The organism is Polaromonas sp. (genome assembly GCF_029945685.1).
Taxonomy (GTDB): Bacteria; Pseudomonadota; Gammaproteobacteria; order Burkholderiales; family Burkholderiaceae_C; genus Polaromonas.
On the sequence record NZ_JAQSDA010000014.1, the window covers coordinates 93,913 to 110,084 of the forward strand.

The window sequence follows — 16,172 nt, forward strand, 5'->3', positions numbered from 1 at the left end:
CTGCCATCGTGTAAAAAGCGGTGTGGCAGCGCGCCGACCGATAACCAGGAGGAGAGGGACATGATTCACACATCCTTTGCACGCCGTAAAGCGGCCGTGTTGGCGGCGTCCCTGGTGCTGTGCCTGGCGGCCAGCCCAGGCTTGGCGGCCAGCAAGAAGGCCAAAAAGACAGGCAATGCGCCACCCGGCAAAAGCGCCAAGTTCATGCCCGGCTCTCAGGAAACCGCCAGGGAGCGCTCTGCAAGGCTCAAGCGCGAGTGCAAGGGCCGTGTCAACGCCGGGGCCTGTGAAGGGTATACCCAATAGGGCCGGTTGGCCCGAGTGAGGGCCCCACAACCTGCCGGTGAAGGGCAGGTCGGCGGGACGGTCTTTACTCGGTGGGTGTGCCCAGCACCTGCTGCAATTCGCCGCTCTGGTACATCTCCATCATGATGTCCGAGCCGCCGACAAATTCGCCTTTGACATACAGCTGGGGAATCGTCGGCCAGTTGCTGTATTCCTTGATGCCGTGGCGGATCTCCTCGTCCTCGAGCACATTCACGGTCGCCGGTTTGGTCACGCCGCAGGCTTTGAGCACCTGGATCGCGCGTCCGGAAAAACCGCACATGGGAAACTGGGCCGTGCCTTTCATGAAAAGCACAACCTCGCTGGATTTGACGATCTGGTCAATGCGTTGCTGGGTATCGCTCATGGGAGGGTCCTTTGGTGGGGGTATGGGGCGGCCGAAGGGAAGCCGGCCTTTGCTTTGTTCAGATAAGTGGATGTCAGAAGCGGTAAGTCAATGCCTGATTATCCCGCCGTTTGGCTGCCGGTGCCCAGAGCCGCGCCGGGCCAGCGCCCGCCCGAGCAGCGCGGTATGCCCGCCAGGTCGGCCCGGCTTTGCACTTCGGCAAAGCCCCGCTGCTCAAACAGCGTACACACCGCCCGAGCCTGGTCGTAGCCGTGTTCAAGCAGCAACCAGCCTTGCGTTTGCAGGTAGGCCGGCGCCTGCTCGATGATTTCCCGCAGGTCGTCCAGGCCGTCTTTCCCGGCCGTCAGTGCCTGCAGAGGTTCATGCTGCAGGGCCGGCAAATGGGGATCGGCATCGGCCACATAGGGCGGGTTGCTGACGATCAGGTGAAAGGGGGCACTTACATTTTCGAACCAGTTGCCCTGGATGAAGTGGACTGCCAGCTGGTGCTCCTGCGCGTTGGCGTCCGCAACCGCCAGCGCATCGATGCTGGCGTCCACCGCCGTGACGTCGAGCGCGGGCCGGCTTTTCTTGAGCGCGAGGGCAATCGCGCCGCTGCCGGTGCCCAGGTCGAGGACCCGGGCGGAATCCGGCATATCCGCTTGGGCCAGTTGTTGCAGGGCCCAGTCCACCAGGGTTTCCGTGTCCGGACGCGGCACCAGAACGCGGCGATCCACCTGGAGTTTCAGACCGAAGAACTCCTTGCTGCCGATGAGGTAGGCCAGCGGCTCCCCGGCTGCGCGGCGCAGGCTGAGTTCGCGGAAATGCTGCCCTGTCTCTTGCGGCAAAAAGGTCGTGTCATGTGTGAGCAGCCAGGCGCGGTCGGTGCCGGGCTTGCCCAGCACGTGCAGCAGTAGCAGCTGGGCGTCCAGCCGCTCCAGCCCGAGTTCCTGGGCTGCTGTCAGTGCCTGCGCGCAGGTGAGGATGTTCACGGGGAGGAATTCAGTCACGGTGATTTGCTATGAAAACAGGAGCTGTTGGCGCTTTCCAATCAAGGGCTGGAGGCCGATTTGTTGTTAAAAATTCAGCCCTTAGCCCTTAGCCCTTAGCCGTTGGACGAGTTTTCCAGGTCCGCCAGCAGTTCCGCGCCGCGCGCGACCTGCAGCGCCGTGACCACGTCGTCCATATCGCCTTCCATGATGGACAGCAGCTTGTACAGCGTCAGGTTGATGCGGTGGTCGGTCAACCGCCCCTGCGGAAAGTTGTAAGTCCGAATCCGGTCGCTGCGGTCGCCACTGCCGATCAGGCCCTTGCGCATGGCGGCGTCCTTGGCGGCGCGTTCGGAGCGGTCTTTTTCGTGGATGCGGGCGGTCAGCACCTTCAGCGCCTGGGCCTTGTTGCCGTGCTGGCTGCGGCCCTCCTGGCACTCGGCCACGATGCCGGTCGGCAGGTGGGTGATGCGCACCGCCGAGTCGGTCTTGTTGATGTGCTGGCCGCCAGCGCCGCTGGCGCGGTAGGTGTCGATGCGCAGGTCGGCCGGGTTGATCTGGATGGCCACCGCCTCGTCGGGCTCGGGCAGCACCGCGACCGTGCAGGCACTGGTGTGGATGCGGCCCTGGGTTTCGGTGGCCGGCACCCGCTGAACGCGGTGGCCGCCTGACTCAAAACGCAGCTTGCCGTATACGCCGACGCCCAGGGCATCGGGCGGGCCGTCCAGACGCAGCACCACTTCCTTGTAGCCGCCGAGCTCGCTGACCGATTCGCTGATGATCTCGACGGCCCAGCGCTTGCGCTCGGCGTAACGCGTGTACATGCGAAACAGGTCGGCCGCGAACAGCGCGGATTCATCGCCGCCCGCGCCGGCGCGGATCTCGATGAACGCCGGGCGCGCGTCGTCCGGGTCCCTGGGGATCAGCATCAGCTGCAGGGCTTCGTCCAGCCGGGCCATGTCGGCCTGCGCGGCCGTGATCTCTTCTTCGGCCATGGCGGCCATCTCGGGATCGTCTTTCGCCTCGGCCAGCATGGCCTGCGCACTGGCCAGATCAGCCTCGCGTGCCGTCAGTTGCTGGTACTGCGTGACCACGATGCTGGCCTCGGCGTGTTCACGCGTCAGGTTGCGAAAACGCTCCATGTTGCTGACAACGTCGGCGGCCGACAGCAGGGCGTCGAGCTCATGCAGCCGGAAAATCTGGCGGTCCAGGGTCTGGCGGAGAAAAGGTTTCATGGAAGGAGAAAGGGGAGCCGGGTGGCAAAAACGTTCAGGAAGGTGGCCGGCGGAGCCGACGCCGCGTTCAGCCCGCCGGGTGGGCTGTGGGTTCGCGGAAAGAACGCTAACGCTCTTTTTGCTGCCTGGGCAGGTTGCCGCGCAGAAACAGCCGGGAGACGGTCTGCGCCGTCGCTTCCCGGTTTTCCGCACTGCCGGCATGCAGCTCGGCGAGTGCACCGTGCAGCATTTTTTGCGTCAGCCCGCGCGATAACGCCTCGAGGACCGCATCCACCGGTTCGCCTTTGGCCAGCAGCTTTTTGGCGCGGGCAATTTCCAGCGCACGCCATTCGTCGGTCTGGGCGTTGAGTTGCTGGATCAGTGGCACGGTACGCCGCTGGTCCAGCCAGTGCATGAAATTCTGCACACCGGCATCGATGATGACTTCGGCTTCGGCCACGGCCGCCTGCCGGCTGTCCTTGCCGGTCTGCACCACATGCGCCAGATCATCGACGGTGTAGAGGTAGATGTCCGGCAGTTCCTTGACTTCCGGCTCGATGTCCCGCGGCACGGCCAGGTCGACCATGAACATCGGGCGGTGTTTGCGCAGCTTGACGGCGCGCTCGACCGCTCCCAGGCCGATGATGGGCAGGGTGCTGGCGGTGCAGCTGATCACCGCGTCGAACTCGTGCAGGCGGCCCGGCAGATCGGCCAGGCGCATGACCTCGGCGCCGAAGCGCCCGGCGATTTTTTCGCCGCGCTCCAGGGTGCGGTTGGCCACCGTCATGGCTTTCGGGTTTTTGGCGGCGAAGTGGGTGGCGGCCAGGTCGATCATCTCGCCCGCGCCGACAAACAGGATCCTGATATCGCTCAAATCCTCGAACAGCTGGCCGGCCAGCCGGACCGAAGCAGCCGCCAGGCTGATGCTGTGCGCGCCGATTTCGGTGCTGGTGCGCACTTCCTTGGCGACCGCGAAGGAACGCTGGAACAGCTGGTGCAGCGTGGTGCCCATGGCGCCGGCGTCTTCGGCGGCGCGTACCGCGTCCTTCATCTGGCCCAGGATCTGCGGCTCGCCCAGCACCATGGAGTCGAGTCCGCTGGCGACGCGAAAGGCGTGGCGCGCGGCGTGGTCGTTTTCCAGGGTGTAGGCGTGGGAACGCAGCAGGGCCGGCGAGACGCCGCCGCGGTGTGCCAGCCATTCGAGCGTGTGCTCCAGGTCGGACTTGTCGCCAGCGCAGTAGATCTCGGTGCGGTTGCAGGTGGACAGCAGCGTGGCTTCGGGCTGGCGCGCCAGCGACTCGCGCAAGCCCCTCAAGGTGGGCTCGATCTGCTCGATGGCGAACGCAAACCGGCCGCGCAAATCGAGCGGTGCGGTGGTATGGTTGATCCCCAAGGTCCAGACTGACATGGCCCGATTATAAAATTGAAGGGTGGCCAGACGCGGACATTCTTTCAATCCCCTTGATACAGGGCAAGCCGGGGCGCCGATGACGCGCCTGGCCCCTTTCGATGGACTCCCCGACTGACTCCGTTCAATCCGCCCCGGCATGACTGCACTCAACCTGATCAACCAGCTGCTCAATTTCATGGCTCCGGCCGCCTTTGTGGCGCTGTTCATGGTGCTGGTGGCCCATGTCTTTGCCCGATTTTTCAGGTCAAAAAGGATGTTAGCCCTTTCCCTGACTGCGCAACTAGCTATTGTTTTTATAGCGTCTCTGACCCTGCTGTTGGCCGGTCTGGTCATTTTTGGCCGCGACGGCAAGATGGCCAGTTATGCCCTGCTGGCCGTGGGTGCAGCGACCTGCCAGTGGGTGTTGCTGCGCGGCTGGAAAGCCTGAACGCGCTGTTCAGGCGTCGGGGGCGAACAGGTCGACCCGGTCGGTGATGATGCCGTCGGTCCCCAGATCCAGCAGGCGCTGGGCCGCCCATTCGTCGTTGACGGTGTAGCTCAGGCAGCGAAACCCGGCGCTTTGGGCCTGCAGCACGGTGGAGCTGTCCCACAGGGCCTGGTTGCAGACCAGTGCCGCGCAGTCCAGCGTCAGCGCCGTTTCCAGCCAGCCCATCCACAGACTGTCGAGCAGCAGGCCACGCGGCAACTGCGGTTGCGCGGCTTTTGCAGCTTCCAGCGCCTCGGGCTGAAAAGAAGTCAGCAGTGGTGGCACGGCGGCGCCTTCCCAAAGGCGGGCGGCGGCATTGGCCACGACCGTGCCCGTGCGGGCTTCAAGGCCGGGGGTGGGCTTGATCTCGATGTTCAGGAAATAACCGTTGCGCTGGCAATAACGCGCCACGTTGTCCAGGCTGGCCAGCGGCTCGCCGGCATAGGCCCGTGAGTGCCAGCCGCCCGCGTCCAGCCGCGACAGCGCTTCCCACGGCTGGTCGCCGCCTGTGCCCTGGCCGCTGGTCGTGCGTGCCAGCGTGGCGTCATGCATCAGGAAGGGCACGCCGTCGGCGCTCAGCTTCACATCACACTCGAACATGCGGTAGCCGTGGGCCGCGCCCAGGCGGAAGGCTGCCAGCGTGTTTTCGGGCGCCAGCTTGCCGGCGCCGCGGTGCGCGATCCAGCGCGGATAGGGCCAATCGGGCAAACCGTTCACCGCGTCAGAGGCGCTTGCCCGTGGCGCCGTCAAACCAGTGCACCCGGTCTTCGCGTGGTGCAACCAGGATGGTGCTGTCGGGCTTGGGAGCGGGGTACTGTTCGTCGGTGCGCACGATGAGCGTCTCGTCCCCAAGGCGGCAGTAAATAAGGCGCTCGGCGCCCAGCAGTTCCACGGTCTCGACCTTCAGTTCCCAGCCAGTGTTGCCAATGTCCAGATGCTCGGGTCGTATGCCCATGATGCTTCCCTCGCGTGCGCCGGGGGCGTTCTTGAGGAGATTCATCGGTGGTGAACCGATGAAGCTGGCCACGAAGGTGGACGCTGGGCGGTGATACACCTCTTCGGGTGTGCCGAATTGCTCCATCACGCCGGCATTCATCACCATCATGCGCTGGGCCAGCGTCATCGCTTCAACTTGGTCGTGCGTCACGAACAGACTGGTGATGCCCAGTTCGCGGTGCAATTTCTGAATCTCCAGCCGGGTCTGGGCGCGCAGCTTGGCGTCCAGGTTGGACAGCGGCTCGTCGAACAGGAAAACCTGCGGCTGGCGCACGATGGCGCGGCCCATGGCCACGCGCTGGCGTTGCCCGCCCGAGAGCTGGCGGGGCTTGCGGTCCAGCAGGTGGCCCAGCTCCAGGATGCCGGCCGCCTTGTCGACACGGACCTTGATCTCGTCAAGGGGCACCTTCTTGATCTTCAGGCCATAGGCCATGTTGTCAAACACGCTCATGTGCGGGTAAAGCGCGTAGTTCTGGAACACCATCGCGATGTCGCGTTCGGCCGGTTCCAGATCGTTGACGACACGCCCGCCTATGGATATCTCGCCAGCGGTGATTTCTTCCAGGCCGGCCACCATACGCAGCAGGGTCGATTTACCGCAGCCCGAGGGGCCCACGATGACGATGAATTCGTGGTCTGCAATCTCGGCATTGACGCCGTGGATCACCTTGACCGCAGTTTTGCCGGCGCCGTAGTGCTTGACGACATCTTTGAGTTGAATCGAAGCCATGTTCTGTTTCCGTCTTATTTTTCTGTATCGACCAGGCCCTTGACGAACCAGCGTTGCATCAGCATGACCACCAGTGCGGGCGGAATCATGGCCAGCACAGCGGTTGCCATGACGATGTTCCAGTCGGTGGCGGCATCGCCACCGCTGATCATGCGCTTGATGCCGATCACCACGGGATACATGGTTTCGTTGGTGGTGACAAGCAGAGGCCACAGGTACTGGTTCCACCCGTAGATGAACTGGATCACGAAGAGCGCAGCAATACTGGTGGTTGACAGCGGCACCAGTACATCCTTGAAAAAGCGCAATGGCCCGGCACCGTCCATGCGTGCCGCTTCCACCAGTTCGTCGGGCACGGTCAGAAAGAACTGTCTGAACAGGAAGGTGGCTGTCGCCGAGGCAATCAACGGGATGGTCAGACCGGCGTAGGTGTTGAGCATGCCCAGGTCGGACACCACCTGGTAGGTCGGACCGATGCGTACCTCCACCGGCAGCATCAGCGTGACAAAAATAGCCCAGAAAAAGAACATGCGAAACGGAAACCGGAAGTACACGATTGCAAACGCCGACAGCAGCGAGATGACGATCTTGCCGATCGCGATGACCAGTGCCGTGATCAGGCTGACCATCATCATGCGGCCCACCGGCGCATTCGAGGCCGCGCCCATGCCGGTGCCTTTGAGCGCAGCAGTGTAGTTTTCGACCATGTGCGAGCCGGGCAGCATGGACATCGGTGCCTGCAAAATCTCGTCGGCCGTCTGGGTGGAGGCGACGAAGGTCACATACAGCGGAAACGCCACGACAAACACGCCGATGATCAGTACGAGGTGCGCGAGGATGCGCAGGAAAGGGCTGCGTTCGACCATCAGTACTGCACCTTCTTTTCGACGAACCGGAACTGGATAACGGTCAGAATGATGACGATGAACATGAGCACCACCGACTGCGCGGCCGAGCCACCCAGGTCGAGCGCCTTGAAGCCGTCGTAATACACCTTGTAGACCAGGATGGCGGTATCGCGACCCGGCCCGCCTTCCGTCGCCGCGTCGACGATGGCGAAGGTGTCGAAGAAGGCGTAGACCATGTTGATCACGAACAGAAAGAACGTGGTGGGTGACAGCAGCGGGAACTGGATCGACCAGAAGCGGCGCCAGGGTCCGGCGCCGTCAATGGCCGCTGCCTCGACCAGCGACTTGGGAATACTCTGCAGGCCCGCCAGGAAGAACAGGAAGTTGTAGGAGATCTGCTTCCACACCGCCGCCACCACGATCAGCGTCATGGCGTGGTTGCTGTTGAGCAGGCTGTTCCATTCGATGCCCAGCTTGCGCAGCGCGAACGACACAATGCCAATGGATGGCGCAAACATGAACAGCCACAACACCCCGGCCACCGCAGGTGCGACGGCGTAGGGCCAGATCAGCAAGGTGCGGTAGACCCCCGTTCCCTTGACAACCCGGTCGGCAAACACGGCCAGCAGCAGCGACAGCCCAATGCCCAGAGAAGCCACCAGCACTGAAAAAACCGCCGTGATTTTGAAGGACGCCAAGTAAGTAGGGTCGTCAATCAGGTTCGCGAAGTTCTTCAGTCCCACCCACTCGGTGGACAGACCGAAAGCGTCGGACTGCTGGAAAGACTGCAGCAAGGCCTGGGCAGCCGGCCAGAAGAAGAAGATGGCAATGACCGCCACTTGGGGCGCCAAAAGCACCCAGGGCAGCCATGCAGAGCGGAAGACAACGCGTTTTTCAGAGGCCACAATTTTTTAACCAGAAAGGGCCGCGCCCCGGGTGGGGCAGCGGCAGGCAGAGCCGGGAGTGTAGTACGTCAGCACCACCCGGCCCGCGCGCGTCAGTCTCAGTTGGCTTTCTGGAACCGCTCAAGCTGCTCGTTGCCGCGGCTCACGATGGCGTCCAGCGCTTCCTTGGCGCTCTTCTTGCCAGCCCACACCTGCTCGAGTTCTTCGTCCTCGATGGCGCGGATCTGGATGAAGTTGCCCAGACGGATGCCGCGCGACTTGTCGGTGGTCTTGCGGATCATCTGGTTCACAGCCACATCGGTGCCAGGGTTCTGCTTGTAGAAACCGGATTTTTCGGTCACATCAAACGAGGCCAGGGTGATCGGCAGGTAGCCAGTGCGCTGGTGGCTCTTGGACTGGATGTCGGCATTGGTCAGGTAGTGGAAGAACTCGGCCACACCCTTGTACTCAGCAGGCTTCTTGCCGCCCATGACCCACAGCGAGGCGCCGCCGATCACGGTGTTCTGCGGTGCGCCGGCCACATCAGGGTAGTAAGGCAGGGGCGCAATACCAAAGTCGAACTTGGCGTTTTTCTTGATGCTGGCGTAGGTGGACGACGAAGCCGTCGCCATGGCACATTCGCCAGAGTAGAAAGGCGCGTCGGCCTTGTTGCCGCGGCCACGGTAGACAAACAGGCCCTGCTTGGCCATGTTGGACAGGTTCTCAACGTGACGCACGTGCAACGGGCTGTTGGTGACCAGTCGGGCGCTGGTGCCGCCAAAACCGTTGCCTTTGGTGGCGAACTCTGTGTTGTGCCAGGTGGAGAAACTTTCCAGCTGGGTCCAGCCTTGCCAGCTGGTGGTGAACGGGCAGCTCACGCCGGCGGCTTTGAGCTTGGCTGCGGCCAGCACCAGTTCAGGCCAGGTGGCTGGCGGCTTGTTCGGATCCATGCCGGCTTTTTTGAACAGATCCTTGTTGTAGTTCAGCACAGTGGTGGAGCTGTTGAACGGGAAGCTCAGCATCTGGCCGCTGGGGGCGGTGTAGTAACCCACCACGGCCGGAATGTAGGCCTTGGGGTCGAACTTGTAACCGGCATCGGTCAACACCTTGCCAACCGGCACCACGGCGCCCTTGGCGGCCATCATGGTGGCGGTGCCCACTTCGAACACCTGCAGGATGTGCGGGGCGTTGCCGGCGCGGAAGGCAGCCACGGCCGCCGGCATGGTTTCGTCGTAGGTGCCCTTGTAGGTCGGGACGATCTTGTATTCCTTCTGGCTCTTGTTGAAGCCGTCGGCCAGATCGAGCACCCAGTCATTGAGCCCGCCGGTCATTGAATGCCACCACTGGATTTCAGTTTGCGCATGGCTGGCGACGGGTAGGGCGAGTACGCAGGCCGCCAGGGTAAGCGCCGTTAAATTTTTCTTCATTACAACTCCTGATTGGATCGGTTGGACAAAACGATGAATCGTTAGTCTAAGAATGATTTGTGACAGAGGAATTTAAGCGATTTCCCAAACGGCTCGCAAGCGGGTTTCCACGAGGAGACCGGTTGAGCGCATCGGGAAGCCCAATGTTGCACTGCGGTAACATAGACCTACCGCATGCATGGCCGCTGGCCACGGCTGAATTTCCCCCACGATGAACGCCCCTGACACTCTCCAAGAACTGAATGTTTTCGCGGAAGACACCGCGCCTGACGCGGCGAACGGGCAAGCCCGCATCCGCGAGATTCCTTACAACTACACCTCGTTTTCCGACCGCGAGGTCGTGATCCGGCTACTGGGCGTGCGCGCCTGGGATCTGCTGAACCTGCTTCGCGACGAACGCCGAACCGGCCGTTCGGCCCGCATGTTGTACGAAGTGCTGGGGGACGTCTGGGTGGTGCAGCGCAACCCCTATCTTCAGGATGACCTGCTGGACAACCCCAAGCGCCGCAGGATGCTGGTCGAGGCCCTGCAGCACCGGCTCTCCGAGGTCGAAAAACGCCGTACGCCCCAGGCGGACAGCCAGCGCGACGCCATTGTGGGCGAGCTGCTTGAAACCGCGCGCGCCGCGGTCAGCCGTTTTGCAACCTCGTTCGAGGACATGGCCGACCTGCGTCGCCAGACCGCACGCCGGCTAGGCAAGTTCACGCTCAAGGACAACATCAAATTTGACGGCCTGTCACGTGTCTCGCATGTGACCGATGCGACCGACTGGCGTGTCGAATACCCGTTTGTCGTGCTGACGCCGGACACCGAAGTCGAGATGGCCGGCCTGGTCAAGGGCTGTATCGAGCTCGGGCTGACCATCATTCCACGCGGCGGCGGCACCGGCTACACCGGTGGCGCGATTCCCCTGAGCTGGAAGTCGGCCGTCATCAACACTGAAAAACTCGAGGCCATGACCGAGGTCGAGCAGGTGGCGCTGCCCGGGCTGGACCAGCCCGTGGCCACCGTCTGGACCGAGGCCGGCGTGGTCACGCAGCGTGTGGCCGATGCGGCCGAACGCGGCGGGTACGTCTTTGCGGTCGATCCGACCTCAGCCGAAGCCTCCTGTATAGGCGGCAATATCGCGATGAATGCCGGCGGCAAGAAGGCCGTGCTTTGGGGCACGGCGCTCGACAACCTCGCCTCCTGGCGCATGGTGACTCCCGAGGCCGAGTGGCTGGAAGTCACCCGCCTGAACCACAACCTTGGCAAGATCCACGACGCCGAGATGGCCAGCTTCGAGCTGAAATATTTCGAGGCCGACGGCAAAACGCCGGTGCGCACCGAGCGTCTCGACATCCCCGGCAAAACCTTCCGCAAGGAAGGCCTGGGCAAGGACGTGACCGACAAGTTCCTCAGCGGCCTGCCCGGCATCCAGAAAGAAGGGTGCGACGGCCTGATCACCAGTGCACGCTGGATCGTGCACCGCATGCCGGCGCACACGCGTACGGTGTGTCTGGAGTTTTTCGGCAATGCCAAGGACGCGGTCCCCAGCATCGTCGAAATCAAGGACTTCATGTTCGCCGAGCAAAAGCGCGGTGGCGCCATCCTGGCCGGCCTGGAGCACCTGGATGACCGCTACCTGAAGGCGGTCGGTTATGCGACCAAGTCCAAAACCCACGGCGGCCTGCCCAAGATGGTGTTGTTCGGCGACATTGCCGGCGACGACGCGGACGTGGTGGCCCGCGCCACCTCGGAAGTGGTGCGCATCGCCAATTCGCGCCGCGGCGAGGGTTTCATTGCCATCAGCCCCGACGCGCGCAAGAAATTCTGGCTGGACCGCAAGCGAACCGCCGCCATTTCGCGCCACACCAACGCTTTCAAGATCAACGAAGACGTGGTGATTCCGTTGCCGCGCATGGCCGAATACACCGACGGCATCGAACGTATCAACATCGAACTGAGCCTGGCCAACAAGGTCAGGCTGTGCGACGCGCTCGAGGCTTTTTTCCTCAAGGGCAATTTACCCCTGGGCAAGTCGGACGACGCCGGCGAGATCCCCTCGGCCGAACTGCTGGAAGACCGCGTCGGCCAGGCCGTGACGCTGATTGCCGACGTGCGCGCCTTGTGGACGGGCTGGTTGCGCGATATCGATACTTTGTTTCCTCAGTTGCAGGACCACTCGCTGCGTGCCAGCTGGAAAACCCAGTTGCGTGCGCCGCTGCAGGCCATTTTCTCGGGCGCTGCCTTTGCGCCCATCCTGGCCGAGTGCAGCGCCATCCACAAGCAGGTGCTCAAGGGCCGGGTCTGGGCCGCGTTGCACATGCATGCGGGCGACGGCAATGTGCACACCAACCTGCCGGTCAACAGCGACGACTACGACATGCTGCAGACGGCGCACGAGGCGGTGGCGCGCATCATGGTGCTGGCGCGTTCGCTGGACGGCGTGATCTCCGGCGAACACGGCATCGGCATCACCAAGCTGGAGTTTCTGACCGATGCCGAGCTGCAACCTTTTGCCGACTACAAGACCCGGGTCGATCCGGAGGGGCGCTTCAACAAGGGGAAACTGCTACGAAATCAGGAGCTGACCGCGCCCGTGGCTATTGGGCAAAGTGCCAAAAACGCTGATCATTTCGCGCCGGAGAGCCTGTTTGCAGACTTGACCAACGCCTACACGCCCAGCTTCGGCCTGATGGGCCACGAGTCGCTGATCATGCAGCAGTCCGACATCGGGGCGATCGCCGACAGCGTCAAGGACTGCCTGCGCTGCGGCAAGTGCAAGCCGGTCTGCGCCACCCATGTGCCGCGCGCCAACCTGCTGTACAGCCCGCGCAACAAGATCCTGGCGACTTCGCTGCTGGTCGAGGCGTTTCTCTACGAAGAGCAGACGCGGCGCGGCATCAGCATCAAGCATTGGGAAGAGTTCGAGGACGTGGCCGACCACTGTACGGTCTGCCACAAGTGCCTGAGCCCCTGTCCGGTGGACATCGACTTCGGCGAGGTGTCCATGAACATGCGCAACCTGCTGCGCAAGATGGGGCAGAAGTCCTTCCGTCCCGGCAATGCGGCGGCCATGTTTTTCCTGAACGCGACCAGCCCGCAGACCATCAAGTTCATGCGCGGTGCGATGGTGGACGTCGGCTTCAGGGCCCAGCGTGTGGCCAACCAGCTGCTCAAGCGCCTGGCACGCAAACAGACGGCCAGGCCACGGGCGACCGTCGGCCCGGCGCCCGTCAAGGAGCAGGTGATCCATTTCATCAACAAGAAGATGCCGGGCGGCCTGCCGAAAAAGACCGCACGCGCCCTGCTCGACATCGAGGACAAGGACTACGTCCCCATCATCCGCAATCCGGCCAGTACGACGGCCGAAACCGAGGCGGTGTTTTATTTCCCCGGTTGCGGCTCGGAGCGCCTGTTTTCGCAGGTTGGCCTGGCGACCCAGGCCATGCTCTGGCACGCCGGCGTGCAGACCGTGCTGCCGCCCGGTTACCTGTGCTGCGGCTACCCGCAAAAAGGCAGCGGTCAGTTCGACAAGGCCGAGAAAATCATCACCGACAACCGGGTGCTGTTCCACCGTGTGGCCAACACGCTGAACTACCTGGACATCAAGACGGTGGTGGTGAGCTGCGGCACCTGCTACGACCAGCTGCAGGGGTATGAGTTCGACAAGATTTTCCCGGGCTGCCGCATCATCGACATCCACGAGTACCTTCTGGAAAAGGGCATCACCCTGCGCACCGACCAGCCGGGCCAAGGCTACCTGTACCACGACCCCTGCCACAGCCCGATGAAGCTGCAGGAGCCGATGAAAACCGTCAAGGCCCTGCTCGGCGACCAGGTGCTCAAGTCCGAGCGCTGCTGCGGCGAGTCCGGCACGCTTGGCGTGACGCGCCCCGACATTTCCACGCAGATCCGCTTTCGCAAGGAAGAAGAGCTGCGCAAGGACGAGGCCAGGCTGCGTGCCAGCGGCGCAGTGGCCGACACCGGCAACGTCAAGATCCTGACCAGCTGCCCGAGCTGCCTGCAGGGCCTGACCCGCTACGGCGATGACCTGCAAAACGGCCTGCTCGAGGCCGATTACATCGTGGTGGAAATGGCCAACCAGATCCTGGGCAAGGAGTGGTTGCCCGGTTATGTCGAAGCGGCCAACAACGGCGGCATCGAACGCGTGCTGGTTTAGGCATCCTTTCAGAAAGAACACCATGGCAGGCCTGACCCCCGACACCCCCACACCCACCGCGCTGACCGTGCACGCCCAGTCGCGGGTGCTCGAGATTGCGTTTTCGGACGGCAGCGAGTTCAGGATTCCGTTCGAACTGATGCGTGTCTATTCACCGTCGGCCGAAGTCCAGGGCCATGGCCCCGGCCAGGAAGTGCTGCAGACCGGCAAACGCGAGGTCACTCTGGTCGAGCTCGAACCCATCGGCAACTACGCCGTCAAGCCGGTGTTTTCGGATGGTCATGAAAGCGGCATTTTTTCCTGGGACTACCTTTATTTCCTGGGCTCGGAGCAGGCGCGGTTGTGGGCCGACTACCTGCAGCGCCTGGAGGCGGCCGGCATGCAGCGCGACGCGCCCATGCTCGCGGCGGGCGGCCATGCCTGCGGCAGCCATTGATGGTTGATGCGGGCAAACCCTCGTCCGCTATTCTTTTTATAGCTGACCGCGCCCGACGCATGGGCGCAGCTGTTGTTTTTCAACATAAATCTGCCGCAATGCCCCAAGCAGGGGCAGGGTTGTCACTTGAATCCCCGGCATTCACCCCTAGCATTGACTTATGAGCAGCACCCATTTCGGATTTGAGTCGGTCGACGAACAGGACAAGGCGCGCCGCGTGCGTGGCGTCTTCGATTCCGTGGCGCCGAAATACGACGTCATGAACGACCTGATGTCCATGGGGCTGCACCGGGTCTGGAAGGCCTACACCGTGATGGTGGCTGATGTCCGGGAAGGCCAGTGTGTGCTGGACATCGCCGGAGGCACCGGCGACCTGGCCCTGGCGTTCGCCTCCAAGGTCGGCAACACCGGCTGTGTGGTGCATACCGATATCAATGAAGCCATGCTGCGCGAAGGCCGCAACCGCATGCTGGACGCCGGCAAGGTGTTGCCCACCACGGTCTGTGACGCCGAACACCTGCCCTTTGGCGACGCCCGTTTTGATCTGGTGACAGTGGCTTTCGGTTTGCGCAACATGACGCACAAGGACGAGGCCCTCAAGGAAATGAACCGCGTGCTCAAGCCCGGGGGCAAGCTGCTGGTGCTGGAGTTTTCCAAAATTGCCAAGCCGCTGGAAAAGGCCTACGACTGGTATTCCTTCAAGGTACTGCCTCGTCTGGGCAAGCTGGTGGCCAATGACGACTCGAGTTACCGCTATCTGGCGGAGTCCATCCGCATGCATCCCGGGCAGGAAGAGCTAAAGGCCCTGATGCACAAAGGTGGTTTCGGCCATGTGGACTATCACAACCTCACCGGCGGGGTGGTGGCATTGCATGTTGGAATCAAGTGTTGAAATATTCAATCAGAGGAGACGTTATGAAACTTTGGTCTGCAATCCTGGCGGCAGTGCTGTCCGTCACCATGCTGCTGGCCTATGCGCCTGCGGAGGCCAAACGCATGGGCGGCGGCGGCTCCGTCGGACGGCAATCGTCCAATGTGACGCAGCGTCAGGCTGCCCCTCCGGCCGCGCCCGCCAACACCGGGGCCGCTGCGGCAGCGCCCAAGAAGCCCTGGGGCGCGATGCTGGGCGGTCTGGCAGCCGGCCTGGGTCTGGCCTGGCTGGCATCTTCGCTCGGTCTGGGCGGCGCTTTTGGGCAGATCATCATGTTTGCCCTGCTCGCCATGCTGGTGATGGTGGCCGTCGGCTTCATCATGCGCAGGCTCAAGGCCAACAGCAACCAGGGCGCGACGCCTTATGCCATGCAGGGAGCCGGCAATGCGGCGACACCGCGCAACTACAGTCCCCAAAACGTGGGCAACGATGCCTCGGCCCGACCCTGGGAGCGCGGCAGCATGGCGTTTGAGGCCAACAAGGCAGGCGCTGCTGCCGGCGGCTCGATGATCGGGTCCGCCCTTGGCGGTTCGCAGTCCTGGGGTGTGCCGGCAGGTTTTGATGCTGAGGGTTTTCTCAAGGCCTGCAAGGCCAACTTCGTGACGCTGCAGGACGCCTGGGACCGCTCCGACGTCAACAGCCTGCGCGCCATGATGACCGACGAGATGCTGGAGCAGATCAAGGCGCAGCTGGCCGACCGTGAGTCGCACACCGGCGGCGTGACCAACAAGACCGACGTGGTCATGCTCGATGCCCAGTTGCTGGGCATTGAAGAACTCAGCGATGTCTACATGGCCAGCGTGGAGTTCTCCGGCATGATCCGTGAAGACGCATCGGCGGGCCCCAGCCCGTTCCGCGAAGTCTGGAACATGACCAAGCCGCGCAACGGCGGCGGCTGGCTGGTCGCAGGCGTACAAGCTCTGCAATAAGCCCCCACGCTCCGCCGCTGCGAGCCTGCGGCAGTCGCTGCCCCTGGGCCTCGAGGGAGAAGGGCGCTGCGTCTGT

General features: G+C 63.0%; 15 protein-coding genes. 6 read left to right on the forward strand and 9 right to left on the reverse strand.

Annotation, left to right across the window (positions count from 1 at the left end; genetic code table 11):
- The first annotated feature begins 60 nt into the window (after nucleotides 1-60).
- Complete coding sequence (locus PSV26_RS10615; protein ID WP_300570444.1) at nucleotides 61-306, forward strand: hypothetical protein; 246 nt, start codon at nucleotides 61-63, stop codon at nucleotides 304-306.
- 64 nt (nucleotides 307-370) lie between these two features.
- On the opposite strand, the gene grxD is transcribed toward PSV26_RS10615, so the two are convergent.
- The 4 genes from grxD to hemA all read right to left on the reverse strand — a co-directional run bounded on the left by grxD (nucleotide 371) and on the right by hemA (nucleotide 4,281).
- The gene (gene grxD / locus PSV26_RS10620; protein WP_300511781.1) at nucleotides 371-691 is read right to left on the reverse strand and encodes a Grx4 family monothiol glutaredoxin; all 321 of its coding nucleotides are present in this window, start codon (nucleotides 689-691) and stop codon (nucleotides 371-373) included.
- 98 nt (nucleotides 692-789) lie between these two features.
- On the reverse strand, nucleotides 790-1,662 hold the full coding sequence (gene prmC / locus PSV26_RS10625) for a peptide chain release factor N(5)-glutamine methyltransferase (RefSeq protein WP_300570507.1): 873 nt from the start codon (nucleotides 1,660-1,662) through the stop codon (nucleotides 790-792).
- Nucleotides 1,663-1,775: 113 nt separating this feature from the next.
- Entirely contained in the window at nucleotides 1,776-2,894 is a 1,119-nt protein-coding gene (gene prfA / locus PSV26_RS10630; RefSeq protein WP_300511780.1) for a peptide chain release factor 1, read from the reverse strand.
- A 106-nt stretch (nucleotides 2,895-3,000) separates the two neighbouring features.
- Nucleotides 3,001-4,281: a glutamyl-tRNA reductase gene (gene hemA, locus PSV26_RS10635; RefSeq protein ID WP_300570447.1), complete on the reverse strand. Its 1,281-nt coding sequence runs from the start codon at nucleotides 4,279-4,281 to the stop codon at nucleotides 3,001-3,003.
- A gap of 139 nt (nucleotides 4,282-4,420) precedes the next feature.
- Here hemA and PSV26_RS10640 point away from each other — a divergent pair, with 139 nt between their 5' ends.
- On the forward strand, nucleotides 4,421-4,711 hold the full coding sequence (locus PSV26_RS10640) for a hypothetical protein (RefSeq protein ID WP_300511778.1): 291 nt from the start codon (nucleotides 4,421-4,423) through the stop codon (nucleotides 4,709-4,711).
- A 9-nt stretch (nucleotides 4,712-4,720) separates the two neighbouring features.
- Here the strand turns inward: PSV26_RS10640 and ugpQ are convergent, their stop codons facing one another.
- The 5 genes from ugpQ to ugpB form a co-directional block, all read right to left on the reverse strand.
- Nucleotides 4,721-5,467, reverse strand: coding sequence for a glycerophosphodiester phosphodiesterase (ugpQ, locus tag PSV26_RS10645; protein ID WP_300570450.1), 747 nt, complete (start codon nucleotides 5,465-5,467; stop codon nucleotides 4,721-4,723).
- 4 nt (nucleotides 5,468-5,471) lie between these two features.
- Entirely contained in the window at nucleotides 5,472-6,476 is a 1,005-nt protein-coding gene (locus PSV26_RS10650; protein WP_300511776.1) for a sn-glycerol-3-phosphate import ATP-binding protein UgpC, read from the reverse strand.
- Between the two features lie 14 nt (nucleotides 6,477-6,490).
- A complete protein-coding gene (gene ugpE, locus PSV26_RS10655) occupies nucleotides 6,491-7,342 on the reverse strand; it encodes a sn-glycerol-3-phosphate ABC transporter permease UgpE (RefSeq protein WP_293594205.1) in 852 nt (283 codons plus the stop codon).
- The gene (ugpA, locus tag PSV26_RS10660) at nucleotides 7,342-8,229 is read right to left on the reverse strand and encodes a sn-glycerol-3-phosphate ABC transporter permease UgpA (protein ID WP_300511775.1); all 888 of its coding nucleotides are present in this window, start codon (nucleotides 8,227-8,229) and stop codon (nucleotides 7,342-7,344) included. Before ugpA ends, ugpE begins: the two co-directional genes overlap by 1 nt.
- Nucleotides 8,230-8,327: 98 nt before the next feature.
- Complete coding sequence (gene ugpB / locus PSV26_RS10665; RefSeq protein WP_300511774.1) at nucleotides 8,328-9,635, reverse strand: sn-glycerol-3-phosphate ABC transporter substrate-binding protein UgpB; 1,308 nt, start codon at nucleotides 9,633-9,635, stop codon at nucleotides 8,328-8,330.
- A 211-nt stretch (nucleotides 9,636-9,846) separates the two neighbouring features.
- Here ugpB and PSV26_RS10670 point away from each other — a divergent pair, with 211 nt between their 5' ends.
- The 4 genes from PSV26_RS10670 (at nucleotide 9,847) to PSV26_RS10685 (ending at nucleotide 16,096) form a co-directional block, all read left to right on the forward strand.
- Nucleotides 9,847-13,800 (forward strand): FAD/FMN-binding oxidoreductase, encoded by a 3,954-nt coding sequence (locus PSV26_RS10670; RefSeq protein WP_300570453.1) that lies wholly within the window; start codon nucleotides 9,847-9,849, stop codon nucleotides 13,798-13,800.
- A 22-nt stretch (nucleotides 13,801-13,822) separates the two neighbouring features.
- A complete protein-coding gene (locus tag PSV26_RS10675) occupies nucleotides 13,823-14,236 on the forward strand; it encodes a DUF971 domain-containing protein (RefSeq protein ID WP_300511772.1) in 414 nt (137 codons plus the stop codon).
- Nucleotides 14,237-14,396: 160 nt separating this feature from the next.
- Nucleotides 14,397-15,128 carry a bifunctional demethylmenaquinone methyltransferase/2-methoxy-6-polyprenyl-1,4-benzoquinol methylase UbiE gene (gene ubiE, locus PSV26_RS10680; protein WP_300511771.1) on the forward strand — a complete coding sequence of 244 codons (732 nt, stop codon included), beginning with the start codon at nucleotides 14,397-14,399 and terminating at the stop codon, nucleotides 15,126-15,128.
- Nucleotides 15,129-15,151: 23 nt separating this feature from the next.
- On the forward strand, nucleotides 15,152-16,096 hold the full coding sequence (locus tag PSV26_RS10685) for a Tim44 domain-containing protein (protein ID WP_300511770.1): 945 nt from the start codon (nucleotides 15,152-15,154) through the stop codon (nucleotides 16,094-16,096).
- Nucleotides 16,097-16,172: the final 76 nt, after the last annotated feature.